The sequence below is a fragment of the Halodesulfovibrio sp. genome (assembly GCF_015482765.1).
GTDB lineage: Bacteria > Desulfobacterota > Desulfovibrionia > Desulfovibrionales > Desulfovibrionaceae > Halodesulfovibrio.
On sequence record NZ_JADMLB010000057.1, the window covers coordinates 1 to 26,449 of the forward strand.

Here is a 26,449-nt window from a genome sequence, read left to right on the forward strand (position 1 = left end):
TCCAATGCCGTACCCGAAACACGGCCTGTGCTGTACATCCCTATATCAGACGTGCCAACACAGACCGATCATAACCATACCTTATTCAGAAAGTCCCAATCCGAGACGTTTCATGCTGATACGTGCATCAAGCAATTTTGCTGCTTTTACGTAGTCTTCTTCCACTACAAAATGTGCACCTACAATCTCTTCAAGTCCTTCAAGAGCAATGTTGGTCACAGTTTCGGAACCAAGAATGTTCGGCGGAAGACCTAAGTGTGTCATCACGCCACTAGCAACAGCATACATACCAATTGCAGCAGCTTTCTCGGAATACCATTCAGGAGAAGAAGCACCCACAGGTAAATCAGAGATATCAACACCAAGTTCTTTTGCCACAAGACCGCAAAGATGCATAATTCGGGAGTTATCTACACAACTACCGAGATGAAGTACCGGCGGAATACCCAATGCGCCACAGACTTCTTTAATACCCTCACCTGCCATTTCAATACCTTCCGGCACGAGAAGCCCTGCTTTACCGGCAGCGGTTGTCACACAACCGGTCACCAGAACAAGGATATCACGCTTGAGAAGCTCTTTTGCGAGTCCGACATTTGCAGAGTCCTGCTTAATTTTCGGATTGTTACACCCGACAATACCCACAATACCGCGGATTTTACCTGCCTTGATAGCATCAATAAGCGGGGTAAGGGTTCCACCAAGTGCAGAAAGGATTGCTTCATTTGAGAAACCGGTCATGATTTCTACTGGCTGTGCCGGAATTTCAACGCGTCCTTTATCTCGCTCTGTGTAAGCTTTGATGGACTCTTCTACAATTGCGGTTGCCTGCTCAAGTGCATTGTGCGGATGCACTTCAAAATGCATTGCACCGGTAAATTTCGCTTTTTCCGCAGTTGTAATGAAGCGGGTATGGTAACACTGTGCAACAGTTACCATGGAAGGCATAATACACTGGTAGTCCACAACAACGGATTCAACTGCACCTGTCACGATAGCAAGCTCTGTCATAAGGTGGTTACCAGCCATTGGAATACCCTGACGCATCAGCAGCTCGTTACCTGTGCAGCAAAGACCTGCAACGTTAATACCTGCTGCACCTGCCGCCTTTGCTTTTTCTACAAGCTCAGGAAGACGTGCCGCAGCGAGGATCATTTCAGATACAACCGGATTATGTCCGTGTACAAGAATGTTTACTTTGTCCTCTTTAATAACACCGAGGTTACTTGTGGAACGAGATGGGGTCGGAGTTCCGAAAATAACATCGGAAAGCTCTGTACCAATCATGGAACCACCCCAGCCGTCAGACAAAGCACAACGGGCTGAATGGAGCAATGTATTCGGTGCATCGTTATCACAACCCATATGTGTACGGTGCATCATTTCAGCAATTTCACGGTCAACACCGCGAGGAGTAATACCTACGCGATCCCAAAGGGCGCGACGCTGTTCTGGAACACGAGTTAAAAATGCCAGAGATGAACGACGGGAGCCGAAATCCTTATAGCATTCGTCCACGAGAGCAGATGCTATGTCGTTAAGCTCACGCCCTTCGGTTGGAACACCAACCTCTGCAGCGATGCGTGTAAGCTTTTCCGGCTCTGAAATATGATAGTGCTCTGTATCGCCATCAACAATCGCTTCGAGTACTTCAATCAAATCACGTCCATGATCTGAATGGCCAGCGCTACCGCCTGCGATAAAACGACCAAAGTTACGGGCTACCACCACGTCTGCGTCGGCACCGCAAACGCCAAGATTCATTTTTGCACCCGGCTTTGTGCTGATTCTGCAAGGCCCCATGATACAGTTACGACATGTCGTACCCAGATCACAGAATTTACAGTGTGGAGTTTGACGCTCCAGTCTGTCCCACGCAGTTTCAATACTCTCCGCTTTTGCTTTACGGATCATTGCATGCGCATCTTCCCAAATGGAAAGATCTTCAGGCTTTTTAGGTTCTTTTGCCATACTGCTCTCCTCCAAAATTTTTGTTCTGCTCCTTCTATTACACACGTATATTTCTTCTTCTGTCGGCAAGCTGACAATTGCTGGAAAAACATCCCGTTATGGTCGGGAGTTCTACTTATTCAGCTCTTCAAGCCGCGCTTCGTCTACAATTTCAAATACGCCGCGCTTTACGCGGACAAGAATACCGGATCGCACCATATCATTCAGCAAAGTGGAAACTGTCTGACGCGTTGACCCGACATGCTGTGCAAGCTGTTCGCCTGTCATACCAAGGCGTGCAACGAGTTTACCGTTTTCATCTTTTGCTACAGACAACAAAAAGTCTGCAAGGCGCGTGGAAGCATCACCGAAAACAAGTCCGTCAATAATACCAAACGTGCTCTTCAGCATATTACCGAGGATACGTACCATAACTTTGCTGACCTGCGGGATGTCTCGCAGGTAAGTATGGAACACAGGAATGCTTGTTGTCAGCAACACCCCAGGAGTCAACGCCTGAACAAACGTTCCGGTATGACAGGTGTAGATATCACCCGCTTCCAGAATAGAAAGAGTAAACTCCTTTCCTTCTGCTGCAAGATACACCCTGAGTCTTCCCTCTTTAACGATAAAGACGCTTCCACTGGCGGTAAGATCCGGCTTCGCATCATCATTCAGAGACGTTAACGGGTCGGCTATCATTTCCGTTGCAACAAATTTACGCTCGTTCAATGCAGCGCGTAAGTCTTTAAACTCGGGCTTTTCCAATTCCTCAAGTAAATTTATCTCAGCGAATTTCATGGATATTTCCTTATATAGTGCTCATTGTGCAATTCACTTCACGCTAAAGAGTGCCCAAGAGAAGCAAAACTTGCAAGCATGCTTTCGTAATTTTACAGCTACTCGATTTCAGCAAAAAAATGGTATTATACAAATAAGAATAGTCGATACCGCAAAAAAGTTCACATTTTTGCTGTACGTCACAACATAGAAAAAAGAACCGCGTATAGTGGACTCAACAAATGAGGAATTAAAGCGACTTCGCTAAAAGGAGTTTTTATGAATAAAGTAGTGCGTAAAATTATTGAAATTGATGAAGAACGTTGTGACGGCTGCGGCTTATGCGTTCTTGACTGTGCCGAAGGTGCTATTCAGATCATCAACGGCAAAGCAAAAATCGTTAAAGATGAATACTGTGACGGCTTAGGTGCTTGCCTTGGTGCATGCCCTCAGGACGCATTGCATATTATTGAAAGAGAAGCTCCTGAGTTTGATGAAGAAGCCGCTATGGAATGGGTGAAACAGCGCGACGCTAAAGAAGCAGAAGCCAAAGCTGCTCCGGCTTCCAGCCCGTGCGGTTGCATGGGATCTCATGTAAAAAGCATGAAGACTGTTGAAATTGAAGTACCGGGCAATAAAGTTTCCGGTCCGGGACACTGGCCTCTTAAAATCCGCCTTGTTCCGCCTACAGCACCGTACCTGAAAGGTGCAGATGTACTTGTAGCAGCAGACTGTGCGGCAGCAGCTTCTCCTATTTTCCACAGTGAATTTGCTAAAGATAAAGTAGTTCTCATCGGGTGTCCTAAATTTGATGATACCAACGAGTATGTGAACAAACTTGCTGATATTATCCGCACTAGCGGAATTCGCTCAATCAGTGTTCTGCGCATGGAAGTTCCTTGCTGTACCGGACTTTCCCGTGCACTGGCTGACGCAATCAAACTTTCCGGCGTTGCCATCGAGGCTAAAGAAACCATCATGACCTGCGGTGGAGCACGCGCTGAAAAAACTATGTTCGGCTAACCGTTGAACATCCATCATACGAGACGTTTACCTTACTGACAAAGCTAGAAAAAGACCTCGGCACACTGTGCGGAGGTCTTTTTCTATTCATGTCTTGTTCGTGCGTTATGGCTTTTCAGTCCGCACGATTACAGGGTTAACACGGTATTTTGCTGGTGCGTATACCGGCCATTCGCTGCGAGGATACACAAAAGTTCCCCTGCGCACAGCACGACCCACGGAACGGCGGGTAGACATAGCGCGAACTTTGCGTTCATCAACGGTGGTCAAAGATTTATTGATAGCTACCTGATTCATAGGAACATGAAGGGTAACTTCTTCAGGATGTGTGAAGGTCGGAGACCGAACAACATCCACAGGTGGTACTGAGTTTACAACTACCACTTCTTCCGCCACCATGACGGTCTCTGCCTTGACAACTGTTGGCAGCACCAATGCAGCCAACACCACTAATGCTGCGATATTACAAGCAATCAGCTTCGTTCTCACCATAGTGTGCCTCCTATCAATAAGATTTTTATTCTATAAGGTACTTGTTACGTTCAACTTTTATGAATGCAGCATGCTGCAACTCTGATCGCAACAACCTCAAGCGATTAAACATAGGCTAGCAGAAACAACGTAAAACAAACACTACTACAATGTAATATCGTTGATAAATTACAGTATTCTTTCTGTCATACATTTCAAAAGTACTGCATCACACTTTTATTACAGAAAAAAACCGCCCTTGAACTATTTCAAGGGCGGTTTGTGAACAAACTTATTGAACAATCTAGTAATACTAACAGCACGTTGCATGCTTTTCTCAGCATACTCATAAAAAATAATGCGGCAAACAGTGAATGCAACAGTTAGGAATAAAAAGAAAATTCTAAAAATGCGCTCAAAGAGGCTCCAGCAGGGCTTTTGCTCAAAAAACGCAGCTAACGTATTATTCTCGGTATTTTACATATGAACTAAACCGAACCGTTGAGCTAATACCAAAAACGTTCTTGCTACACCTTTCACGCGGTGGTGAACTTACACGGTGTGAGCAATCCTCACACGAAACAAACACTCCTGCCAGCCACCTGATGCAATTCACCTGACGACTACAGAACAATCTCGCCTTCAGCCAAATCTTCTAAGGCTGCCATGTCTTCAATGGTAATCTGACGCCCGTCTACAGATACAAGCCCCTGATCTGCCATTTTAGAAAGCGTACGGGACAACGTTTCACGTGCAGTGCCCAGCATTCCAGCCAGAAGCCCTTTGGATACATCAAGTTTAAACGTGACTGCACCATCTTTTTCTTCACTTGTGTACAGAAGATATGATGCCAGACGTTGTGGTGCTTCGTGCAAAGTCAGCGCTTCTACCTGCTTGGTAAACATCCTCAGCTTCTTTGACATGGAGCCTAGCATTGCAAGTGCTAAAGCTGGGTCGTTTGCGATGCATTCAAGCAATCCCTTACGAGGGAAAAATGCAAGTGTTGACTTTTCCACCGCTTCTGAATGGGCAGGGAAAGAACTATTCTGGAACACTGCAACTTCACCAAAGGTTTCACCTGATCCATAAAGATGAATAATCGCTTCACGCCCGTCAGGTCCTGTCTTGTAAATCTTAACCCTGCCGGACAGTACAATATAAAATCCTTCCGCCGGAGCAGATTCATAAAAGATGATCTGACCGCGCCCCACATCTTTACGAACTGCAATAGCCTCAAGTTCCGAAAGCTGTTCATCTGAAAGTCCGCTGAAAAAGGGCATCTGAGAAAGCACAGTGGTAAGTTGCATGAGAATCCTTTTATCTAATCTATAGAAGATGTTGCACTAAGACATAGCTATGCATAACGATTTATTCTCTACATTCCAAGCATGCACATCTTATAGCAACTTGCTCGCAGGTCGTCATCTCTTGAACAAAGTTGACACTGTTTACGCTCCAACCCCTTTACACAATTGCGAACTGTTGCAATCAAGGCTATAGTCCGATCATCTTATGTAGGAGAACTGCTATGAGCAAGATGTCTCAAAGCGTTGCAGCACGAGTAGAAGAGCTGCTCCGCGAACAGTTAAGCGAACTTGGAATTGATGTTAATAAACTGGAACCACATGAAATCGTCGAAAACATGAAGTGCGACGTTTTCTCTGATGAATCCATGATTTATTATTGGAAAGGTGAACCTGTTCTGCGTGTTGAACCAGAATCTGCTGAAGACGGTACTACAAGCTGGCGCATGTTTACCAAAGACGATTTACCTGCGCAGTAATTCATACACGGCAGATGCTGCATAGTTTGAAAAAACACCCGCCTGTTTTTTCACTCAACGCAACATGTGTTGCACAGCATGAAGCTCATATGAAAATATAGGGTGATTCTACAACTACGTAGAATCACCCCTTTTTATTTTTTATCTACAAAAACGCTAACGTATTAATGTACGTTCCCGCCTTACAAGCAGTTTTTACAGCTATCTACAGTACTTTGTAATTTTTCGTGCAGCACTCGGCTGACTTATCCCCAAAGCCTTCGCTGTTGCCACTGTGGTTTTATGCTTTTTGAATGCTCGTGAAACGAGCTTCTTTTCAAGTTCTTGTAGCGCATGTTTCAACGGAAGCTGATTCTCTCGCTCTAAAAATGCCCCATCCTGAATATGAGATGGCAAATCATCTTCAGAAATTATCAGCTGTTCAGAGATAATAACCAGCCGCTCCACCACGTTTCGCAATTCACGAACATTCCCCGGCCATGAATACATCTGTAATGCATCAATCACCTCCGGCGAAAAATATTTGTTGGTGGCATATTTTCCGTTAGCCTCTTCCAAAACATTATTTGCTAAGGGAACAATATCCTCTGTGCGCTCTCGTAGGGGAGGAATATTCAAATGCAGAACATTCAGTCTAAAAAAAAGATCACTGCGAAAAAGCTTTTTATCAACAAGAGAACGTAAGTCCTGATTCGTAGCCGCAATAAGCCTGAAATCGACATTAATAGCTTTTGTTCCACCCAGCTTTGTCAGCTTCTTTTCCTGAATAACTTGAAGAAGCTTAGCCTGAAGTTCCAGTGGAAGCTCGCCAATTTCATCAAGTACCAGCGTGCCGCCGTTTGCCAGCTCAATACGTCCAACCTTGCCCTGCCTGCTTGCTCCGGTAAAGGCCCCTGCTTCGTAACCGAACAGCTCTGACTCAAGCAAATTTGCCGGAATTCCAGCACAGTTGATTTCCATAAGAGGCCCGTTAGACCGATCACTCTGCTTATGGATGAGGCGAGAAATGACATTTTTACCAACGCCAGACTCTCCCGTAATCAGTACATTCGTATCGACCAAAGCCACTTTGGAAACATATTCAAGAACCCGCTGCATCGCCGGACTGATAGCGACAACGCCCCAGGAAGATGGATCAGGACTCAACAAAATTTGTTCGCCATCAAGGGCGGTGTTCAATTTTTCATATTCATTATTCAGCTTCAGGAAATAGCGAGAATCCACAGTGTAACTGATAACCCATTCTACTTCTCCGGCCTTATCATAAATGGGAACACCGGTAACAATATTGCGCCCCCCGAGTTGGTTATCTTCGACTACCGTGACAGTCTGTTTACCTTGCAAAACAAGCGACGCTACGGACGGACAAAACAATCCTTCGCTCTCCATATCGTAGGTTGTTCTGCCAACAATTTCCTGCCTCGGAATATCGTACGTTCTTTCAAAACAACTGCTGACCCAGCTTATGATCCCTTCCCTGTTAACGATAACAACATTGTCGTGCATGGATTCAATAACTGAATACAGGTCATGCAGTTCCGGTAAATTGGTTCGAATGGGATGTGACTCTGCCAAGAAGTCCTGCATCCCGTTTTCATAGGGAGTGTAATTGCGCATACACAATTCCTAGTGAAAAAGGTGAATATCCTGCTCACGCTACAAAGTGAAACAGGGAGCCTACATGCGGTGTACAAAAACACCTACGTGTAAAAGAGTGTGCCCGACACTAGCAAATGCACAGTGGGCAAGCAAACCGTTGAATAGGAGAAAAGCTCGAAGAGTCCTACCCTTCGAGCTTTTTATTCAATTTCCTTTACCTGCCTCTATTAGTGTAATGCCGGCTGAGCCTGAGCACTGCGCTCTTCATCAGTCATAGAGTCAGCATCATAACTTTCAGAAGCTGCAAGACGTTTTTCCCACTCTGCAAGCTGTGCAGGGTTTGGAGGGCCTGTCATAAGGCTTACCACTACCAGCACAACTGCACTGCTCAGAATACCGAAGATGATGGTGTATGCGGAAAATGCACCGTAAGTCATAATACAGACGGTAGTTACCACACCACTCACAGCAATTGAGTAAACAGCACCCTGTGCGGTTGCCTTGCGCCAGAAGAAGCCAGCGACAACAGGAACAAAGATACAGCCGGAAAGTAATGCGTAAGCAATATCCAGAGCGTGCATTACATCACCGATAACAACTGCGAGGAAAAGAACCACCACACCTACGGCAAAGGTGATTATGCGGGACAGGAGCATTTCCTGTTTTGTGTCCATGTCATGACGGAATGGTTTTACGAGGTCGTTAATAATAAGTGTAGACGAAGCGAGGATTGTACCACTCACCGTAGACATGAGTGTGGAAAGAAGACCGGCGACAACCATACCAAGGAGACCGCTTGGCATTACAGTCACTACGAGCTGCCCAAGAGCTTTCTGCGGCTGATCAAGATCCGGCAAAAGAACAAACGCCGCCATGCCACAGATAGCCATTGCACCGCCCCAAAGTACTGAGAAGAAGCCCGCCGCAACAGTTCCGCGAGTAGCAACCTTGCCGCTTTTTGCTGTAAACACTCGCTGCCAGATGTCCTGACCGATCATAATACCAAGGTACATGAGCAGGAAGTACATAAGGAGCTGATCCCAGCCGATTGCAAAAGGATCAAAGTATGATTGCGGCACAGCATTGAACAGCGCATCAAGCCCGCCGGCCTTGTCGATGGAAAGCGGTACGAGGAAACCGAAAACACCGACCATCATAAGAGCAAACTGAATAACGTCTGTAATAGTTACAGACCACATTCCACCCAGCAGAGTGTACAGCAAAGACACAGCACCACCCGCGATCATGGATGTTACCATATCCCAGCCAAAGAACGCATGCAGGATAGTGCCAATGGCAATAACCTGCACAACTGCAATCATGGCTGTGTAGATACAGGAGATAATGGCACTGATGTATCGGGCGCTGGCTGCATATCGTACTTCGAGCATTTCACTCAAACTGATAACACGAAGGTTAGCCATTTTGCTTGAAAGCAACACCCCCATACTCATCACACCAAAACCATACATAAGAACAACCCATGAGCCGGAAAAACCGAACTGATAGGCGAGCTTCACAGAACCGAACGTTGCGCCACCGCCAAGAATAACGCTGGCAAGACATGGAAAGTACATCCAGAATCGTAAATTTCGTCCCGCTACAAGATAATCTTCATTGCTTTTTGCAAAAAATATCCCTGCAATCCCGCACCCGATCATCACCAAGAAATACCCGAGAATAATAACTAGATCGATGGACATAAGTTACTCCGTCCCAGCTTGTCTTTTGTTGTAGGCAAGGCATGACAAAAACGCATGCATGATTCCGGCAGCAGCAAACGAAGTAATATCTGCGGTGTCAGATTCCGGCAGAACTTCCACCAGATCCATACCGACCAGATTCAGCTTCTGACAGGACTCAAGAACAAGCTTGAGAGCCTCATGGGTTGTAAAGCCGCCAATTTCAGGCGTCCCTGTACCCGGTGCGTATGCCGCATCCAGAAAATCGATATCAAACGTTACAAAAACCGGTGTTCCCGGAGTAATTCGCTCACGAATGCGTGTGACAGCAGCTTCGATACCAATGTGATGGAGTTCCCATCCTGTAATCACATCCATACCGCTTTCACGCGCAAAACTAAGTGCATCTCGGCTGTACAATGGGCCGCGTATGCCCACCTGACTTGATTCTTCCGGCTTAATGAGTCCTTCTTTTATAGCCCAATGGAACGTAGTACCATGGTTGTACGGCTTGCCGAAGTAGTCACTGCCTGTGTCCGAATGTGCATCAAAATGAATGAGTGCGACTGGACCATACTTTTTCGCTACAGCGCGCAATTCCGGTAACGTAATTGAATGATCGCCGCCCATGATTACAGGAACTGCGCCTTCCTGTAACACGCTGGCAACGCCTTCTTCAATTTTTGCAAAACTCTCTTCCAAATATCCGGGAACAATATCAATATCCCCCCAGTCAACGCCTGAGCACTCTTCAAAAATATCTACATCAAGAACTTCATTGTAGTTTTTAAGAATAGTAGAAGCTGCGCGAATGGATTCGGGGCCGAAACGACAACCCGGTTTATACGAGGTTGCGGTATCGAACGGCACGCCCAGAATGGCGAAATCTGCACCTGATGCTGTGGTAACATGAGGCAGGCGCATAAAAGTACGAACACCGCAAAAGCGTGGGGATTCCAAAGAATTAACTGGTTTACTCATAACTTCCTCCTGATATTGCCCTGCCCATGGGACAGTCCCGCAAACAAACGGGCGCTAAATCAACAAACAAGTAAATCCACCATGAAAAAGCATGGCATAAATTTATCCAAATAAATTGCCGGACAAGGGCAAGGCATACCTCCTTAAAGGCAAACCCTGTGCCAAACGCTAACTATTTAAATTTTATTGATTATATCTGTAAGAAGTTTTTACATGCTATTCATTTTTGAATAGCAAATATGAAGCAATGAAGTAGAATTAAGTAGTTACAAGGTCTTTCACCCTATTCATATATGAATAGGGTGAAATTCAAGAGTGAATACTCAGTTGCATTTTTTCATCATGCACTTCTTTTTCAAAAAAAAGCTCTCAACCTTTTCCAAAAAGCACAAAAAAAAGCCGCTGCATAAGCAACGGCTTTATAAAAGCAAAGAAGTAAAAACGACTACTGCTCAAGAGCACGGTCGATACGGGCAAGTGTACGTTCCTTACCGATGATTTCCATCACGTCAGGAAGGTTAGGGCCACCCATTGCGCCAACAAGCGCTACACGCAGTGGAGGGCCGACAGCCTTAAATTTAAGACCATTATCAGATACGTAGTTAGCCATAACTTCGTGGGTGGTATCTTTAGTAAATGCTTCGAGTGCAGCAAACTGTTCGCGCATGTTAGCAAGGTGCTGTTTGCCTTCTTCAGTGAGGGCTTTCTTTACTGCTTTTTCTTCAAACTCGTATTCAGAGTCTGCAAGAAGCATAAAGCGCATTGCGTCAACAAGACCAATCAAATCTTTTGCACGATCTTTAAAAAGAGGAACCATAGCGGTCAGCTCTTCAAGAGAAATTTCAAAACCGGCTTCTTTTGCAAAAGGTGCAACGAGCGCTGCAAGGTCAGCATCAGAAGAATCTTTCATGTACTGTGCGTTAAGCCAGAGCAATTTATCTGGATCAAAACCGGCAGCAGAAGATGAAAGGTTGTCGGTAGAGAACAGTTCAATCAGTTCATCAAGGGTAAAGATTTCCTGATCTCCATGAGACCAGCCAAGACGAACGAGGTAGTTCACCAATGCCTGAGGAAGCAGACCCATTTTTTCATATTCCATTACAGACTTCGCACCGTGACGCTTAGAAAGCTTCTTACGGTCAGAGCCGAGAATCATTGGAACATGTCCAAACTCAGGAACTTCCCAGCCGAGAGCTGTGTACAGCATAATCTGTTTCGGAGTGTTGTTTACATGGTCATCACCACGAAGAACGTGAGAGATCTCCTGAGAATGGTCATCTACAACAACTGCAAGGTTGTATGTAGGAGAGCCGTCACTACGGCGGATGATCATGTCATCAAGCTCTTCGTTGTCAAACGCAATGCTGCCCTTCACAAGGTCTTTCCATACGGTGCGTCCGGTAAGCGGTGCTTTAAAGCGTACAACTCGACCTTCTGCTTTTTCTAAACCAAGTTCACGACACTTACCGTTGTACTTTGGCTTCTTACCGTTAGCACGAGCTTCTTCACGCATTGCTTCTACTTCTTCTGCACTACAGTCACAGTAGTATGCTTTGCCTTCTGCAAGCAGCTGATCAATGTACTTGTTGTACAGATCATCACGCTGGCTCTGGTAAACAGGCTCTGCATCCCAACTGAGGCCAAGCCATTCCATGGAAGCAAGAATAGCATCTGTGTACTGCTGCTCAGAACGTTCTCTATCTGTATCTTCAATACGCAGAACAAATTCGCCGCCATGATGACGGGCAAGCAACCAACTGAAAATAGCGGTACGTGCACCACCGATATGTAAGTGTCCGGTAGGGGACGGAGCAAAACGAGTGACTACTTTAGCCATGAAACTATCTCCTCAAAAAATATATAAAAACCTACTGATATAGGTATTCATTCACTGTTCCGAACGGGAGAATGTCCGTTCGTGTGAATCAGCTGTACCACAACATAGCAAGACGCTGAACAGGAAAAGCCCCCACAAAATTTTCCAGACGTATTCTGAAAGATTCGGCGGGGTGCTGTACTGACGTAAAAACGTTCTATTAGTCGTCTGCCGGTTCTACAGCCTTTACTTCAGGCACTGCTTTGAGAACAAAACGCTCTACAGTATTACGCAGAGTCATCTGGGACATTGGGCAGCCCTTACATGCGCCAGTGAGACGTACAGTCACAATGCCGCGCTCGGTAACATCTACAAGCTCAACGTCGCCGCCGTCATTTTGAAGGTAAGGACGAACTTTATCCAACGCTGCTTCTACTTTTTCTCTAAGAGTCATGTTTTATTCCTCACAGTATATATGATGTGTGGCACTTCTATCGCTGTTAAAAAACAGTGTCAAACGAAGAGAGTGTAATCGGAGTCAGGCAACATATAAAATAACCAGTGCCACCCCTGAACAGCCATTCTCATCTCTCGAATCCTGTACAGTACGGCTTGTTACTTTTCTTCAGCCAGCTCCACGACAAACTTTTTAACAAAGTCTACGGGATTGTAGCTCATCTTTGCTTTTCGCAGCCCTTCATCGTCTAAATCCTGTTCACGGTTTACATACGTAAAGCGGGAGCCCTCATCAGTGAGGAAAAAGTTGTTAATTGCCTGATAGATGCCTTTATAGTCGGTTCTACCTTTTTCAAAATGAATAACAACGGTCTCGTCATTAATGGCTTCTGCTACAGTGTAGGCTATTACTTTACCGTCAACCTGAATTGAACCGCCTATGAGGGAAGGAATAACGTCCCACTGCTCCAATACACGACGAATAGCATCATTCTCTGCAAGCAACGACTGAGATTCTTCACACTCACGCCACATGCACCACTCTTCCTGCATTTCCAGCACGGCTTCCACGCAGTCGGCGGTCATTGGCTCATAAGTATATGAGTAGAGCTTCTTGAACTGGTTAACGAGGTTCTTCTTTTTATGAAACTTTTTACCACGCAGTTCGCCCAGTTCCTGAACATCATAAATGTAATCCCACTGTCCGCGATCTTCAGTCGGAGTAATGCGATTACCAATCTTTTCTTTCCAGATCTCAAGCAAACGCTCAGGCACGCGATGGAATGTTCGAGCCTGCTTCATATACGGACAATTTGCCCAATCCACATTATCCCAGTTTCCTATAGGCGCCCAATAACGCACCACTGGAATTTCTGAATCTGCTGTTGTGGACTGACGAATCCAGACAAGGTTGTCAGTCCAAGCCCATTCAAGACTATATTCATCTGCCCAGCCCCATATATTCGTAAAACTGAAATCCGAAGATTTTGTATTACTCAGAGCCAGTCGCTCCATATATTCGTCTTTACGCTCAAACGTAATCGGTTCAAAAATAAGCTCTTTCATGAAAAGACTCCTACGCAGCCGGAGCGGTCGAATTTTTGCGTTTAATCATGCTGAAACGATACCAATCGCGTCGCATAAATATATAAAACATTGTTGTGGACTGGAAAACCTGTGAAACAAGCATCGCAATGTACACACCCTCTGCGTCTTTCAACACAAGGTGTCCAAGGATATACGCTACAGGCAATCGAACCAGCCACGAAGCACTGCTGTAAATCCAAAAGTTGTAGATGGTAGCACCGGCACCGGTCATAATACCGCCAAGTGTCATACTGGCAACGGTAAACGGAATAGAGATAATGTTGTACTTCAGATACACAGCGGCCTGAACCGTAACATCCGGCTCCGGTGCAAGGAATCTCGCCATCGGGTCAATAAACGGCCAGAAGCATACAGCGATAATGGACATAATACCGCAGGCTGTTCCCAAGATTCGCAACCCTGCACGCTTTGCTTCACCTCGATTTCCGGCACCAAGAAAGTGCCCGATAAGAATGCTTGCCGTCATATTAAAAGCAAAAGCAGGCAGGAACAAAAGAGACTCAATGCGCATTCCTGCTGCAAGCCCCGCAAGAGCGTTAATGGCATCAAAAGGCAAAGACGCCACGATGGCAAAAAGAACAATATAGCCTGTATGCCACAAAGCCTGAGTACCGCCTGCCGGAGCAGCAACTTTGATCAGATACGGCAGTGCATGACGTGCCCAGCGCCATGGCGCAAAGGAATCCCTTACAAGAATGCCCTTCCCTGTGAGAACCGCAAAGTTGTACAGCGTGCCGCCTGTTACAGAAAGTAATGTCGCCCACGCAACACCTTTGTAGCCGAATTCCGGCAGTCCAAACCAGCCAAGTCCGAAACCGAGGTCAGCAATGGTGTTCACTAAAGCGACAATGGCAATTGAGCGCATAGGGACAAAGACCATCATTTTTGCACGGAACACAGCATTTGTAATAACAAACACATAATAAACCGGAAGCAGCATAAGGTAGATTTTCAAAAAATACATAGCGATGGGATAAATTTCATCCGGTGTCTGCAATATTCCTAAAAACACATGACGGAAACTTAACCCGAAACCGGAAATTACCAACCCGCATACAAGACCAAGTAAAACAACCAATCCTATATACCGTGCGGCGCGCCTATGCAGCCCGGCTCCTATGGACTGACTGATGGCAGCCACACAGCCGTTACCAATGGCTATGGCAATAACAAGAAAGAACAGGAAGGTTTGGGAAATCATCCCCAGCGCCGCCTGAACATTGGAATCAATCTGCCCTGCTACCCATACATCGACAAAGCCGATTAAAAAATGAAACATCATCATAAGAATCTGCGGCCATGCAAGATTCCAGATGGCTTTGTAGGAAGTAGGGTCTACTATCTGCTCTGAGTTACTCATTAATTTACTTACCAAGTGAAAGTGTTGAAGTGCAGAGGATAATACGGATAGGGAAAAAGTACAGCCTGCAAATTGCAATTACTACTTTATACGTAGAGTACTCTTCATGCAAAAGACATTGATTCAAAAATGATTGCAATACGAAGTGCAGGCAACTGACAGCCTATCTTTGAGATGATTATTTTGGGAAGAAAGTCAAAAAGCTTTGCCGGTCTCTTTGAACAGTAACAAGACTATCTGCATACGATTAATCGTAGCCTGAGGTTGTAACGATACGCTTTGTAATCATCCAACCTCATGCAATCACCTACAAAATATCACCGGAAAAAAGACGACGTTCTTCACCATTAGCATTACGGAGAACCAGCATTCCGTCGGTAGAAACATCGATAACAGTACCTTGAACCATTTCTCCGCGAACCTGCACTGTCAGTTCTTTTCCTACAACATCCGTAAGCTCTTTCCAGCGACTCAAAAGAGGAGCAAAACCCTGTTTTTTTACCAGTAAATACCAGTGCTCATAACGAGTTAAATACGCTTGCAGTAACTGAAGGCGCGAAACCTTTTTGCCTATAATTTCCTCTAACGAGCATGGAGTTGTACGTAATTCAGGGACTATCTGCTTCGGCAACGGGCGCATATTAATCCCCACACCGGAAACAACATGCCCGACACTATCACCGGATAGGAAAATTTCTGTCAGATTTCCTGCAATCTTGCAGCCATCTATCAGCACATCGTTCGGCCATTTGCAGACCGGAAGAATCCCTGTCACATCATGCACAGCCTCTGCCGCCGCAACATTGGTCAACAAGGTAATAATGGGAGCCTCATTCGGGGCAATATCCGGTCGCAGAATCACAGAAACATACAACCCGCAGCCGGCAGGAGAATGCCATGTACGCCCTTGCCTTCCTCTGCCGCCGGTTTGCTCATCAGCAATAACCAACGCCCCCTCAGGAGCATCCATAAATGCCAACTGCATAGCTTCAATGTTGGTCGAACCGACGCTAGGCATATAGGTTACGCCCCGCTTACCAAAAACAGTTGTCTTCAGCCCTTGCTGAACACACTGTTCCGTCAATTGTTCGGCCATACGTAAGAGGCGGTACCCCTTACGGGTAACGGCTTCAATCTCATGCCCCTGTCCTCGCAACACACTTACGTGTTTGGAAACAGCAGCACGGGAGATTGCAAAATTCCGGCTTATATCTTCACCGGAAGTATACTCTTCTGTATTTTCTTGCAGTAATTCCAAGATCTTCCCTCGGATTGCATCACCCTTTGAAGCCATTCTCACCCCTGATTGTAAACTTTATAAACTTACTAAAAGTTGACAATAGTATTACTCTCAGATACTCCGACGGTACTAAAACGACACGGATGTGCCCCGTCAAATCAACTGAAAGCGTCTATTACCGGCAGAACAGCCTTTCTGCCACCAAGCTTTTCTCTCGTTATGACGTGTGGATAGATCTATAAATTCTCAGAGAAACCACTATGACCACTACTGCTTCAACTGTGTACGCCCTGTGCGAAGAGGTTGTCCAGTCAGGAAAAGGTATCAGCCAAGCTGATGCAGAAAAACTGATACACCTTCCGGAAAATGCAACGCTGGACATACTTGCAGGCGCTCAGCGTATTCGCTCCGCTTTGACAAAGCGTGAATTCTTTACCTGCGGTATTGTAAACGCTAAATCAGGAAAGTGCAGTGAAAACTGCTCGTTCTGTGCACAATCCAAGTATCACACAACAAATGCACCGATCTATCCTTTGCAGGATGCTGACACACTGCTGCTCAGAGCTAAAGAGCTTGAAGCAGGCGGCGCTCAGCGTTACGGCATTGTCACCAGCGGCATGGCACTCTCCGAAAAAGAACTCGACACAGTTTGCGAAGCAGCACTAGCCATCACCTCGCAAACCACACTCAAAGTTTGTGGGTCACTAGGCCAGCTTTCACCAGACATGGCACTCCGCCTGCGTCAGGCAGGTTTCTCCAGTTACCATCACAACCTTGAGACTGCACGCTCACACTTTTCTGCCATCTGTAGCACTCATGAGTATGATGATGACATCAACTCAGTCAAAAACGCACTTGAAGCTGGATTTCGTGTCTGCTCCGGCGGCATATTAGGTCTTGGAGAAAACCGCAACCAACGAGTTGAATTGGCCTGCACCCTTCGAGACCTTGAAGTACCTTCTATTCCAATGAATTTCCTCACTCCGGTAAAAGGCACACGCCTTGAAAACCAGCCACTTTTGAAAGCTTCTGAAGCCTTACGTGCCATTGCTGTCTACAGATTTATTCTGCCGACGCAGGATATTCTTATTGCCGGAGGGCGCGAAAACACACTGGGCGAATTGCAGTCACTCATTCCAATGGCTGGAGCCAACGGTCTTATGATCGGAAACTATTTGACCACAGGCGGACGCAACATGGCAGATGACATGACCATGCTTGCCAATCTGGGCGTTGCATAAGGAGCACATATGAGCACAACACAAGAGTTACAAACAATAGATCGCACAAATGTCTGGCACCCGTTTACTCAAATGGCAGAATGGGTTCAACAAGATCAACTTATTATCGAAAGCGGAAAAGACAACTGGCTCATCGATACCGAGGGCAACCGCTATCTGGACGGCGTCTCCTCACTCTGGACAAACGTCCACGGACACTGTGTTCCGGAAATCGATAAAGCAGTTCAGGAACAACTTACAAAAATTGCCCATACCACCATGCTTGGGCTGGCAAGTGTTCCTGCAACAGAGCTTGCCAAACGACTGGTAGAAATTCTTCCTGAAGGTCTTACCCGTGTATTCTACTCTGACAGCGGCTCAACGGCTGTAGAAGTAGCATTGAAAATTGCTTTTCAATTCCAGCAGCAGGCTGAAAAAGGTGATCCGAACCGTACCAAATTTATTTCCATGCAGAACGCCTACCACGGCGACACCATCGGTTCGGTTGCAGTGGGAGGAATGGACTTATTCCACGCCACATACAAGCACCTGTTATTCCAAGGTGAAAAAGTAACCACCCCGTACTGCTACCGTTGTCCGTTTGGAAAAGAAAAAACGTTCTGTAACCGTGAATGCTTCCAGCATGTTGAAGACGTTTTAGAAAAACACGGCAGCACGGCAGCAGCATTCGTTATTGAACCGCTTGTTCAAGGTGCAGCAGGACAAATCATGCATCCGCACGGATACCTCACACATGTTCGAGATCTGTGTAAACGCCACAATATCATTCTTATTGCAGATGAAGTTGCCGTTGGCTTTGGCAAAACAGGAACCATGTTCGCCTGTGAACAGGAAAACATCACACCGGATATCATCTGCCTCGCTAAAGGAATCAGTGCCGGATACCTCCCTCTTGCCGCGACTGTTGCTTCAGAAGACATCTACAATGGCTTTCTTGGAAAACATGAAGAGTTCAAAACATTTTTCCACGGCCACACTTACACGGGTAACCCGCTTGCGTGTGCAGCAGCCCTTGCAAATCTAGACTACTTTGAAGCCAACGAAGTAATGAAAAAACTTCAACCAAAAATTACCCATTTACAAAACCACCTTGCAGAAATGCGTGAGCTTGTTCACGTTGGTGAAATCCGTAATCGGGGAATTATGACCGGTATTGAACTGGTTAAAGATAAAGATTCAAAGCAACCGTTCGAAACTGCTGAGAAGATCGCACACAAAGTCTGCATGGAAGCACGTAAACATGGCGTCATCATCCGCAATCTGGGTGATGTGATTGTTCTTATGCCACCGCTCAGCATAACACTCAGTGAAATTGATCTGCTCTGCAAGGCAACAACTGAAGCTATCAAATCGGTCACTTCTCAGGCTTAGAAAAAAGACTGTTGTTGCCGCGACACCGTTATTCCGTCCAACAACACCAATGGGATAATGTCGCCCTATATTCAAACAACAGCCTAACATCACTGGAAAAAGTTTCTGAGAGTCCGGAAAACCTCTTACAAGAGATTCTCCGGTCGCCGAAGGTACCCCGCTGGTAACCGCCGTCGGAGACAACCAATGAAGAATACGATTACCGGAACATTTGCATTCCCCGCTAGCGAACCGGCACTGGCTGACCATTTTCCGGACAGCCCAATCATTCCGGGAACGCTGATCATTCACAGCTTCATGGGAGTAGTGAGGGAACTCATGCCAGACGCCAAACTACAAGTGAGTAAATTTCGATTCCGATCTTTTGTAACACCGGAAACATACGAATATACTCTTGAAGCCAAGCCGTTCGGATTTTCCTGCACCTTATTCAACAACGATGGAAAAGCCGTCACAGGACGTATTTTGATTCATCATGAGGAACAGTCAGATGCATAGCCTTCCCATGCACTTCACGGGTACCCATGCCTGCGTCCTTGGAGCCTCCTCAGATATCGGCATGGCAGTCGCAAAAAAACTTAGCGAAGCGGGGATGCAGCTAACCCTTTCTGCATGTTCAGAAAAAGGAATTGCCCGCATTACATCAGCCTTTCCAGCGGCAACTATACTCGAACTCAATTTGGAAAAGGTCGCCCGCAGCGTTACAATAGACACGGGTGTAACCAACTCCCCACTGGGGCAAATACAACAGCCTGACTATCTTGTGGACTGCATGCAAAGTGATTTTGAAGGGTTCATCGCCGGAGCTGCCCCGAAGGACATTGCCCGATATTTTGAAACAAACATTTCAGGCAGAAGCATCTGTCTTCGTCATGTTTCAAGGATGATGCTCGGCAAACGATTTGGTCGCTGTCTGTTTGTCTCATCCACTGCCGGAGTGCTCCCTAATGCGGGACAAGGCTTTTATGCAGCATCTAAACGAGCCGGAGAAGCTCTCTTCCAAAACCTTGGTATTGAGCTTGCAGCTCGAGGAGTGACCAGTTGTTCCATACGCCTCGGATACGTGCAGAGCGGTCGAGGCACTGCATATATAAAAAACAACCCTGAAGCAGTGAAACTCTCTCCTGCAAGGCGTGCCATCACTTCAGAAGAAGCAGCATCGACCATCATATTTCTACTCAGTGACGAGGCACAAATGATAAACGGAACAACAATTACAATGGATGGCGGATTAACCGCCTGTAAATAAGGATTTGCAATGTCTACTTTTACTCAAGTTCAACACGTTATTACCGAAGTTCTCGAAGTAGAACCGGAAGAAGTTACGCCCTCCACATACGTCCTGCGGGATCTCCCGACAGAATCCATTGACTTGATGGAATATGGAATTGGGCTGAACAAGGAATGCGGTATTTCCGTTAGCGACGACATCGTTTTTCTTAAATCACTCCGCCTTCACATGGCTGAAGCTGAAGACAACGGCATAGAACAACAAATACATCTACGTTCTGTGTACCCGCACCTCTCTACAGACCGCATACAGGAAATACTTCAGACCGTTAACGCAGGACCTGTATTACAAGTGCAGGACATTGTTGCCTATATCGAACACGCAAAACGTGCATAAGGAGCCGGAATGCGAAATCGAGTTGTCATAACAGGCGCAGGATATGTAACCTCTCTTGGGAATACTCCTGAGAGCATAGCCAGCAATGTGCGCCATAATCTACCGCATTTTACTGCATCTCACGAATTCGAGGGATGTATGGAATGCGCTATCACTGACTTTGATCTCGCAACCGTTACCGGACGCTGGAAAAACAGAAAATATCTTTCACGCGGGGCACAGCTTGCTTTAGCGGCCGCCGTACGGGCGGCAGAAGACAGCAGCGCCACTGCTGACCTTCTGGAACATGCCGGACTTTTCATAGGTGCAGGGCCTAATCTGGATATCAGTTCAGACTTTCCGAATGTTGAAAACGGCAATATGGACAGTGCGGAACTGGCTGCACTGTGGATGCTGCGCTACCTGCCTAACACAGCAGCAAGTGCCATAAGCCAATTTCTTCACATCCATGGAGAAAATTCCACGATAGGAACCGCCTGCTCTGCTTCAACACAGGCAATTGGCGAAGCTTTCCGGAAAATTAAAGATGGCTATCTTACCGTCGCCTTTGCCGGTGGCGGAGACTCCCGCCTTTCGCACGGGGGTCTGCTTGGCTACAAAAAAGCACAGGCAATCTGGAATAAAGGCGGAGATCCGCAAAAGGCTTGTCGCCCGTTTGATGCCGAACGCAACGGCTTTATTGCCGGAGAAGGCGGAGCCATGTTTGTGCTTGAATCTCTGGATCATGCACAAGCGCGCGGAGCGCATATAGTTGCTGAAATCTGCGGCTACGGTGCAACAATGGATGCGCACACAATGACTGCTCCGCACCCAAACGCTGTACACGCTGAAAAAGCAGTTCGGCATGCTCTTCTTGAGGCAGGCATCTCTTCTGATCAAGTTGAACTTATTGCAGCACATGGTACGTCGACCCCTTTAAACGACACCATGGAAGCACACATGATTGAACGTATTTTTCATACTGAATCGGCAGCGCATATTCCTTTGGTCACAGCTCTTAAATCATGGGTGGGACACTGTACCGCTGCATCAGGCGCAGTTGAGCTTGGTATTTTACTAGCCCTGCTCAGTAAAGGAATGATTCCTCCCGTGAGAAACCTGACCACACCGTGCTCTGAACAGCTTCACTTTGTAACTGAAACCATGTCGCTTCCTGTATCCACCCTCCTGCTCGAAAACTTCGGGTTCGGTGGACAAAACAGTGCACTCGTAGTGCGTCTCTGGCCATAAATGCACACTCACAGAACAATCACATTCGACGTTGAACGGTTTATTATGCTGGATGCAATTACTGATTGTACAGCAACAGTTCTCACGGCTGAAAAACACTTTGCCAACGCTCCTGCATATCTTGCTCTGGAAGCAATGGCACAAACAGGCGGCATGCACTTTAGACACTGCATGAAGTTTTCACGCCATGCATTTTTGCTTTCCATTCAAGACACATCTGTACTGCCAAGCATGCCTCTTTCGGGTCTCGCTAAAACAACCGTTACTCAAACAGCGCAAACGGACTCAACGGCTGCATATACTATCCAGCTTTCGTGTGCCGATGTGCTGATTGAAGGTGCATTTCTTTTTGGCTGTACAGACTATGGTGCACAGTTCTCTCAATCAGCACTTACTACCCACTACAGGGAGTTGTTTCAATGCTTACAGAACGCTTAAAACGCTCCATTACTCTTCGAAAAGAATCTGGACTCTACCGCCAACCAGTAACTGTACAGGAACACCATGGAAGTCATGCTATCGTAAACGGCAAAAAGCTGATCAACTTTGCTTCCAACGACTACCTTGGATTAGCGCAAAATAGCGCATGGCAAAAAACACTCAGTGCATGTTTTGCCAACCACCTTCCATCCGGTACGTCTTCACGGCTTGTCTCTGGACACACTGGCTTTACAGAGGATGTAGAGCAGAGATTTGCAGAGTATTTCGGATACGATGAAGCACTGTTTCTCCCCAGTGGGTACCAGGCAAACCTTGCTGTTCTCTGGGGAATATGCAGCCCCGCCGAAACGCTTTTCTACGACAAACGGATTCATGCAAGCATGGCACAAGGGCTGGCACAGACAGGAAGTACACTTAAAGGCTTCGCCCATAGCGACCTTGCACAACTCGGCAGGAAATTGCAGCTTACAAAAGCAGAATCGCCTGTTGTTCTGACAGAGTCCTTGTTCAGCATGGACGGTGATATGTTGGACACAAAAACATTCGAGTCCTTACGCCATGAGCACGGATTCTTTTCCATTGTTGATGAAGCCCACGCTTTCGGTGCACTCGGCACAAACGGAACAGGTCTCTGCAACAGCTGTGCAGATCTGGCGGTAGGAACCTTCGGCAAGGCTCTCGGAATGTTCGGGGCTTTTATTCTGATGCCAAAAGGATTCAAAGAATTTTTCCAGAACTTCTCATCGCCTGTCATCTACTCAACTGCGATGCCGGAAGCTCATGGGGCAGCGGCAGCTGCTTTACTCAAACAACTGCCAAAAATGGATGCAGAACGTGCACACCTTGCCCATGTGAGTTCTTTACTGCGTACGGAATTACAGCACGCAGGCTTCTCTATTCAAGGAGATGCACACATAGTTTCCATTGAAATCGGTGATGAAATGAAAGCCGCAACTATTGCGGAAAAAATGCGGGAGGACGGTGTGCTTGCGTTTGCATCGCGCTATCCGACCGTACCAATGAACAAAGCTGTCATACGAGTAAGCATGACAGCCTTGCACAGTACTGAGGACGTACACACATTCGTCAACAGTATCAGGGGGTGGTATGACAGAACCTAATCCGTCATTTTTCGTTGTCGGTACAGATACCGATGTGGGTAAGACAGTTGCTTCCCTGATGCTCATGCGTTTCCTTATAAGAACGGGGCACACGCCTTATTATTGGAAACCGGTGCAAACAGGCTGCCTTAGCCCGAACGATGCAGGCGCTGACGCCAGCTTCGTTCTTAAATATTGTCCGGAACTGCAACAGACTGCTGCTGAAGCAACCGGAGCCTGCTTTAACGCTCCCAAGGCTCCATTCTACGCTGCCCGTGATGAACAGAGCAGCGTAGAAGTGGAAGACCTTTTACACAAACTGGCATATTTGCGTAAAAATAATACCTTGGTGGTAGAAGCTGCCGGAGGATTGCTAGTGCCTTTCAGCCGTACACATATGTTGGCGGACATCGTGCAACTGGCTGTCCAGCGGTTCGGGATCAAGCCCATACTCGTTGCACGAGCCGGACTTGGTACAATCAACCACACGCTTCTTTCCATTGAGGCGTTGCATCACCGAGGCGTTCAACCGGCAGGGATAGTGTTTGTGAATAACAAGGAACACCGTACACCACAGGCGATGCTGCAGGAAAATATGGAGGCAATCTCCACATTTTCAAACTATTCTGTATGCGGATGTATTCCGCATATTGAAGACTTTTCAAATCCTCCAGAAGAGGCAATTTCACTCTTCGAAAGGATCGCTGGCTAGGTTTACCGAATGGAGCACGGCAAACCTGCCAACAAATCGTACCTTCGTTACTCCGTGAGTGTCTTACCTAACGCTGTACATAAAATTATATACAGCACACTTGCGGAGTAACCTCTGAATAAATAGCTACTCGCCGAACTCGTTCAGGAGTTCATCCGCTTCCGGATACATATTCAATAAATCATTCAAGGTTTCACGACGACGGATAAGACGCGGTTCACCGTTTGCCTGAATAAGCACTTCAGCAGGACGTGGACGCTGGTTGTATGGAGATGCCATTACGTATCCGTAAGCACCTGCATCAAGCATTGCGATAACGTCGCCTTCTGCAATTTCAGGGAGCTGGCGGTCTTTCGCCATGATGTCACCGGATTCGCAAATGTTACCGACAATGCTCTGTTCCATTGTTTCGGTAGCTTCACTGCCGCCTTCACGATAAATCTCTACATCGTGGAAGGAATCGTACATGGCAGGACGCATCAGCTGGTTAAAACCAAGATCAGTTCCGGCAAAGCGTTTTTCACCGTTGTTTTTCACACTGTAACAAGTGCCGAGCAATACGCCGCACTCCGCTGCAATGTAGCGACCCGGTTCACACATAAAGCGTCCGGTGTATCCAGTGTCTTCAATAAATTTCGTAATTGTTGCGTGGAATGCTTCACCAAGTTTTGCAAGATCAAGGCGCTCTTCACTTTCATATTTGCGGTACGGGATACCGAAGCCACCACCAAAGTCGATGATCTCCAATGCGTTATCTTCTGTAATCCATTCTTTTGCGATGGAAAGAAGAACCTGCATTGCTTCAAGGTATCCATCCGGCTCCATAAACAGTGAACCGATGTGCATGTTCACACCACAAAGAGTCAGATTATGGCGTGCTAATGTTGCGCGCACGGTATCTGCTTCTTCAGGGTCAACACCAAACTTGGTCTGTTTGCCACCAGTAACAACTTTTGCATGGTGGCCAGCACCGATGCCCGGGTTGAAACGGATAACAACCTTGCCGCCCGGATTAAGCTGACCGTACAGATCCAGCTGGGAGAGGGAATCCACACTCACATATACGCCATGATCAATAGCGTACTGGAGTTCTTCAGCAGAGACGTTATTGGATATGAACAGGATCTGCTCCGGCTTAAATCCGGCGGCAAGGTTCATGACAATTTCGCCCGGCGACATTGCATCAACCACCATTCCTTCCTCTTGAACTACCTTGAGGAGGTGAATATTTGTATTCGCCTTTGCGGAATAGTTAGGTGTAAAGGCTGGATTGTCAGAAAGTGCCTTAACTTCACGACAACGGGTACGAAGAATATTCTCGTTGTAAACATACAGCGGGCTGCCGAATGTTTTAACAAGTTCCATTGGGGTGTTATTGCCGTAAAAATTTACACTGTCAGTGTAGCTGGAGCGAACATTGCTCATGCCTAAATCTCCTGATTAAATTCCTCGTATTTTAATGAGCTCAATCTCGTTTAACAGAGCTTCACGCATCAACGATACAAGGTGCTTGTTTTTTGAATAGAGGCACTGCCCTTTATTTACTTCGAGCGTACCCACTATAACTTCGCTGGTATCAGCGATAATGCGCACATTTTCCGCCGGTGCTTCATTATGCATAAACACAACACCGGAAAGGTGCGGGTCCTCATCAGACAGTATAACCACTTTAAGGCCCCGCTCGATACAGTTTTCGAGATCAGGTGTAAGCAGTTTTACTGTTGAGGATGAAACAGAAAGGTACACCCACCCTTTTGCCAGCAAAATCATATTCCGCATCTTATCAAGGGTGTTCCCGTATCCGGAAATAGTGAGATACGGTGCTTCTTCCTCTTCCTGTTCCGGTAAATTTTCTTCCAGAAACTCAAGCGTCGACTCGCATGAGCGACGTAAGTTTAAAATAAGTTCTTCTCTCGGAATGGCAGTGTATTTACTGGAATCCTCGGAAGAAACAATGGCTCCGCCTTTTTCAACAAGGCTGGATAACGCAGCGTATGCATTGGAGCGGGATATGCCGGAAACCTTTGCGGCCTCGTACCCCGTCATGGCACCCATTTTACAAAGAGTTACGTACATTAATGACTCTTGCTGAGTGAAACCAAATTTCTTCAATGCCTGAATGAGTTCCATTTCTTCTCCTGCGTAGTTCTTACAAGTACTACTATTTCAGATTTCAATACCGGTCAAGTATTCAAGATCAATTTTTTAACTTTTTTGCGGCAGCGATTACGCTCTGACCTCTTGCGCTGCAACGCCTATAAGTATCGCAAATACAAATAGGAATAAACAGGACTGTAAAACAACCTCATCTTACAAAAAGACATTTTGATAATAAGGGAATGCAGCAACACATTCTTATAGTTTGCAGAACAGCATTACGTGTTGCGTCGGGGAAAAAAGCACCTTACTGCAAGGTCAGCTACAATCTGTTTTCAGGCTCCGTATTCTATGTGCGTATATATGTCCATGAACAAGATAT

General features: G+C 46.4%; 25 protein-coding genes. 11 read left to right on the top strand and 14 right to left on the bottom strand.

Translation table 11 applies throughout. The features are described 5' to 3' along the window. Positions 1 to 81 precede the first annotated feature (81 nt). Positions 82 to 1,971, bottom strand: coding sequence for an anaerobic carbon-monoxide dehydrogenase catalytic subunit (gene cooS / locus QZY95_RS09445; protein WP_290922749.1), 1,890 nt, complete (start codon positions 1,969 to 1,971; stop codon positions 82 to 84). Positions 1,972 to 2,082: 111 nt separating this feature from the next. Next, positions 2,083 to 2,751: a Crp/Fnr family transcriptional regulator gene (locus tag QZY95_RS09450; RefSeq protein WP_290922753.1), complete on the bottom strand. Its 669-nt coding sequence runs from the start codon at positions 2,749 to 2,751 to the stop codon at positions 2,083 to 2,085. A 258-nt stretch (positions 2,752 to 3,009) separates the two neighbouring features. Here QZY95_RS09450 and QZY95_RS09455 point away from each other — a divergent pair, with 258 nt between their 5' ends. After that, positions 3,010 to 3,753 carry a 4Fe-4S binding protein gene (locus QZY95_RS09455; RefSeq protein ID WP_290922758.1) on the top strand — a complete coding sequence of 248 codons (744 nt, stop codon included), beginning with the start codon at positions 3,010 to 3,012 and terminating at the stop codon, positions 3,751 to 3,753. A 105-nt stretch (positions 3,754 to 3,858) separates the two neighbouring features. On the opposite strand, the gene QZY95_RS09460 is transcribed toward QZY95_RS09455, so the two are convergent. Together QZY95_RS09460 and QZY95_RS09465 are read right to left on the bottom strand one after the other, a co-directional pair. Continuing rightward, positions 3,859 to 4,245, bottom strand: a complete 387-nt coding sequence (locus QZY95_RS09460; protein ID WP_290922763.1) for a hypothetical protein — start codon at positions 4,243 to 4,245, stop codon at positions 3,859 to 3,861. A 602-nt stretch (positions 4,246 to 4,847) separates the two neighbouring features. Next, positions 4,848 to 5,531 carry a Crp/Fnr family transcriptional regulator gene (locus QZY95_RS09465; protein ID WP_290922768.1) on the bottom strand — a complete coding sequence of 228 codons (684 nt, stop codon included), beginning with the start codon at positions 5,529 to 5,531 and terminating at the stop codon, positions 4,848 to 4,850. Between the two features lie 221 nt (positions 5,532 to 5,752). Between QZY95_RS09465 and QZY95_RS09470 the strand changes: the two genes are divergently transcribed. Then, the gene (locus tag QZY95_RS09470; protein ID WP_290922770.1) at positions 5,753 to 6,007 is read left to right on the top strand and encodes a hypothetical protein; all 255 of its coding nucleotides are present in this window, start codon (positions 5,753 to 5,755) and stop codon (positions 6,005 to 6,007) included. Between the two features lie 201 nt (positions 6,008 to 6,208). Here the strand turns inward: QZY95_RS09470 and QZY95_RS09475 are convergent, their stop codons facing one another. The 8 genes from QZY95_RS09475 to QZY95_RS09510 all read right to left on the bottom strand — a co-directional run bounded on the left by QZY95_RS09475 (position 6,209) and on the right by QZY95_RS09510 (position 16,302). Next, positions 6,209 to 7,624 (bottom strand): sigma 54-interacting transcriptional regulator, encoded by a 1,416-nt coding sequence (locus QZY95_RS09475; protein WP_290922773.1) that lies wholly within the window; start codon positions 7,622 to 7,624, stop codon positions 6,209 to 6,211. A gap of 209 nt (positions 7,625 to 7,833) precedes the next feature. After that, positions 7,834 to 9,309: a hypothetical protein gene (locus tag QZY95_RS09480; protein WP_290922775.1), complete on the bottom strand. Its 1,476-nt coding sequence runs from the start codon at positions 9,307 to 9,309 to the stop codon at positions 7,834 to 7,836. Positions 9,310 to 9,312: 3 nt separating this feature from the next. Continuing rightward, on the bottom strand, positions 9,313 to 10,269 hold the full coding sequence (gene speB, locus QZY95_RS09485) for an agmatinase (protein WP_290922777.1): 957 nt from the start codon (positions 10,267 to 10,269) through the stop codon (positions 9,313 to 9,315). Between the two features lie 445 nt (positions 10,270 to 10,714). Continuing rightward, a complete protein-coding gene (gene gltX, locus QZY95_RS09490; RefSeq protein WP_290922778.1) occupies positions 10,715 to 12,106 on the bottom strand; it encodes a glutamate--tRNA ligase in 1,392 nt (463 codons plus the stop codon). A 199-nt stretch (positions 12,107 to 12,305) separates the two neighbouring features. Continuing rightward, entirely contained in the window at positions 12,306 to 12,539 is a 234-nt protein-coding gene (locus QZY95_RS09495; protein WP_290922780.1) for a NifU family protein, read from the bottom strand. 161 nt (positions 12,540 to 12,700) lie between these two features. Further along, the gene (locus QZY95_RS09500; protein ID WP_290922782.1) at positions 12,701 to 13,606 is read right to left on the bottom strand and encodes a phosphatidylglycerol lysyltransferase domain-containing protein; all 906 of its coding nucleotides are present in this window, start codon (positions 13,604 to 13,606) and stop codon (positions 12,701 to 12,703) included. Between the two features lie 10 nt (positions 13,607 to 13,616). After that, complete coding sequence (locus QZY95_RS09505) at positions 13,617 to 15,008, bottom strand: MATE family efflux transporter (protein ID WP_290922784.1); 1,392 nt, start codon at positions 15,006 to 15,008, stop codon at positions 13,617 to 13,619. A gap of 307 nt (positions 15,009 to 15,315) precedes the next feature. Continuing rightward, entirely contained in the window at positions 15,316 to 16,302 is a 987-nt protein-coding gene (locus QZY95_RS09510) for a biotin--[acetyl-CoA-carboxylase] ligase (RefSeq protein ID WP_290922786.1), read from the bottom strand. Between the two features lie 206 nt (positions 16,303 to 16,508). On the opposite strand from QZY95_RS09510, the gene bioB reads away from it, so the two are divergent. The 9 genes from bioB (at position 16,509) to bioD (ending at position 23,970) form a co-directional block, all read left to right on the top strand. Next, positions 16,509 to 17,489 carry a biotin synthase BioB gene (gene bioB / locus QZY95_RS09515; RefSeq protein ID WP_290922787.1) on the top strand — a complete coding sequence of 327 codons (981 nt, stop codon included), beginning with the start codon at positions 16,509 to 16,511 and terminating at the stop codon, positions 17,487 to 17,489. A gap of 9 nt (positions 17,490 to 17,498) precedes the next feature. Continuing rightward, positions 17,499 to 18,860, top strand: coding sequence for an adenosylmethionine--8-amino-7-oxononanoate transaminase (gene bioA, locus QZY95_RS09520; protein ID WP_290922789.1), 1,362 nt, complete (start codon positions 17,499 to 17,501; stop codon positions 18,858 to 18,860). A gap of 186 nt (positions 18,861 to 19,046) precedes the next feature. Then, positions 19,047 to 19,358, top strand: a complete 312-nt coding sequence (locus QZY95_RS09525; protein ID WP_290922791.1) for a hypothetical protein — start codon at positions 19,047 to 19,049, stop codon at positions 19,356 to 19,358. Beyond that, positions 19,351 to 20,109: an SDR family oxidoreductase gene (locus QZY95_RS09530; protein ID WP_290922793.1), complete on the top strand. Its 759-nt coding sequence runs from the start codon at positions 19,351 to 19,353 to the stop codon at positions 20,107 to 20,109. The genes QZY95_RS09525 and QZY95_RS09530 overlap by 8 nt, the downstream gene beginning before the upstream one ends. 9 nt (positions 20,110 to 20,118) lie before the next feature. Beyond that, positions 20,119 to 20,487: an acyl carrier protein gene (locus QZY95_RS09535; RefSeq protein ID WP_290922794.1), complete on the top strand. Its 369-nt coding sequence runs from the start codon at positions 20,119 to 20,121 to the stop codon at positions 20,485 to 20,487. Between the two features lie 9 nt (positions 20,488 to 20,496). Next, complete coding sequence (locus QZY95_RS09540) at positions 20,497 to 21,717, top strand: beta-ketoacyl-[acyl-carrier-protein] synthase family protein (RefSeq protein WP_290922796.1); 1,221 nt, start codon at positions 20,497 to 20,499, stop codon at positions 21,715 to 21,717. Continuing rightward, complete coding sequence (locus QZY95_RS09545) at positions 21,718 to 22,155, top strand: hypothetical protein (RefSeq protein WP_290922799.1); 438 nt, start codon at positions 21,718 to 21,720, stop codon at positions 22,153 to 22,155. Further along, a complete protein-coding gene (locus tag QZY95_RS09550; RefSeq protein WP_290922801.1) occupies positions 22,137 to 23,279 on the top strand; it encodes an aminotransferase class I/II-fold pyridoxal phosphate-dependent enzyme in 1,143 nt (380 codons plus the stop codon). Before QZY95_RS09545 ends, QZY95_RS09550 begins: the two co-directional genes overlap by 19 nt. Continuing rightward, a complete protein-coding gene (gene bioD, locus QZY95_RS09555; RefSeq protein WP_290922803.1) occupies positions 23,266 to 23,970 on the top strand; it encodes a dethiobiotin synthase in 705 nt (234 codons plus the stop codon). Before QZY95_RS09550 ends, bioD begins: the two co-directional genes overlap by 14 nt. A gap of 126 nt (positions 23,971 to 24,096) precedes the next feature. Here the strand turns inward: bioD and lysA are convergent, their stop codons facing one another. Together lysA and QZY95_RS09565 are read right to left on the bottom strand one after the other, a co-directional pair. Beyond that, positions 24,097 to 25,395, bottom strand: a complete 1,299-nt coding sequence (gene lysA, locus QZY95_RS09560) for a diaminopimelate decarboxylase (RefSeq protein WP_290922805.1) — start codon at positions 25,393 to 25,395, stop codon at positions 24,097 to 24,099. A 15-nt stretch (positions 25,396 to 25,410) separates the two neighbouring features. Continuing rightward, positions 25,411 to 26,100: a TrmB family transcriptional regulator gene (locus QZY95_RS09565; RefSeq protein ID WP_290922807.1), complete on the bottom strand. Its 690-nt coding sequence runs from the start codon at positions 26,098 to 26,100 to the stop codon at positions 25,411 to 25,413. Positions 26,101 to 26,449 lie beyond the last annotated feature (349 nt).

Excerpts from the sequence above, each read along its gene's own strand:
- QZY95_RS09530 (WP_290922793.1), top strand. The coding sequence starts at position 19,351 with ATGCATAGCCTTCCCATGCACTTCACGGGTACCCATGCCTGCGTCCTT.
- cooS (WP_290922749.1), bottom strand. The coding sequence starts at position 1,971 with ATGGCAAAAGAACCTAAAAAGCCTGAAGATCTTTCCATTTGGGAAGAT.
- QZY95_RS09465 (WP_290922768.1), bottom strand. The coding sequence starts at position 5,531 with ATGCAACTTACCACTGTGCTTTCTCAGATGCCCTTTTTCAGCGGACTT.
- bioB (WP_290922787.1), top strand. The coding sequence starts at position 16,509 with ATGACCACTACTGCTTCAACTGTGTACGCCCTGTGCGAAGAGGTTGTC.
- QZY95_RS09505 (WP_290922784.1), bottom strand. The coding sequence starts at position 15,008 with ATGAGTAACTCAGAGCAGATAGTAGACCCTACTTCCTACAAAGCCATC.
- QZY95_RS09475 (WP_290922773.1), bottom strand. The coding sequence starts at position 7,624 with ATGCGCAATTACACTCCCTATGAAAACGGGATGCAGGACTTCTTGGCA.
- QZY95_RS09500 (WP_290922782.1), bottom strand. The coding sequence starts at position 13,606 with ATGAAAGAGCTTATTTTTGAACCGATTACGTTTGAGCGTAAAGACGAA.
- QZY95_RS09510 (WP_290922786.1), bottom strand. The coding sequence starts at position 16,302 with ATGGCTTCAAAGGGTGATGCAATCCGAGGGAAGATCTTGGAATTACTG.
- QZY95_RS09470 (WP_290922770.1), top strand. The coding sequence starts at position 5,753 with ATGAGCAAGATGTCTCAAAGCGTTGCAGCACGAGTAGAAGAGCTGCTC.
- bioA (WP_290922789.1), top strand. The coding sequence starts at position 17,499 with ATGAGCACAACACAAGAGTTACAAACAATAGATCGCACAAATGTCTGG.
- bioD (WP_290922803.1), top strand. The coding sequence starts at position 23,266 with ATGACAGAACCTAATCCGTCATTTTTCGTTGTCGGTACAGATACCGAT.
- QZY95_RS09540 (WP_290922796.1), top strand. The coding sequence starts at position 20,497 with ATGCGAAATCGAGTTGTCATAACAGGCGCAGGATATGTAACCTCTCTT.
- gltX (WP_290922778.1), bottom strand. The coding sequence starts at position 12,106 with ATGGCTAAAGTAGTCACTCGTTTTGCTCCGTCCCCTACCGGACACTTA.
- QZY95_RS09480 (WP_290922775.1), bottom strand. The coding sequence starts at position 9,309 with ATGTCCATCGATCTAGTTATTATTCTCGGGTATTTCTTGGTGATGATC.
- QZY95_RS09460 (WP_290922763.1), bottom strand. The coding sequence starts at position 4,245 with ATGGTGAGAACGAAGCTGATTGCTTGTAATATCGCAGCATTAGTGGTG.
- QZY95_RS09550 (WP_290922801.1), top strand. The coding sequence starts at position 22,137 with ATGCTTACAGAACGCTTAAAACGCTCCATTACTCTTCGAAAAGAATCT.
- QZY95_RS09535 (WP_290922794.1), top strand. The coding sequence starts at position 20,119 with ATGTCTACTTTTACTCAAGTTCAACACGTTATTACCGAAGTTCTCGAA.
- QZY95_RS09525 (WP_290922791.1), top strand. The coding sequence starts at position 19,047 with ATGAAGAATACGATTACCGGAACATTTGCATTCCCCGCTAGCGAACCG.
- QZY95_RS09545 (WP_290922799.1), top strand. The coding sequence starts at position 21,718 with ATGCACACTCACAGAACAATCACATTCGACGTTGAACGGTTTATTATG.
- QZY95_RS09450 (WP_290922753.1), bottom strand. The coding sequence starts at position 2,751 with ATGAAATTCGCTGAGATAAATTTACTTGAGGAATTGGAAAAGCCCGAG.
- lysA (WP_290922805.1), bottom strand. The coding sequence starts at position 25,395 with ATGAGCAATGTTCGCTCCAGCTACACTGACAGTGTAAATTTTTACGGC.
- QZY95_RS09455 (WP_290922758.1), top strand. The coding sequence starts at position 3,010 with ATGAATAAAGTAGTGCGTAAAATTATTGAAATTGATGAAGAACGTTGT.
- QZY95_RS09495 (WP_290922780.1), bottom strand. The coding sequence starts at position 12,539 with ATGACTCTTAGAGAAAAAGTAGAAGCAGCGTTGGATAAAGTTCGTCCT.
- speB (WP_290922777.1), bottom strand. The coding sequence starts at position 10,269 with ATGAGTAAACCAGTTAATTCTTTGGAATCCCCACGCTTTTGCGGTGTT.
- QZY95_RS09565 (WP_290922807.1), bottom strand. The coding sequence starts at position 26,100 with ATGGAACTCATTCAGGCATTGAAGAAATTTGGTTTCACTCAGCAAGAG.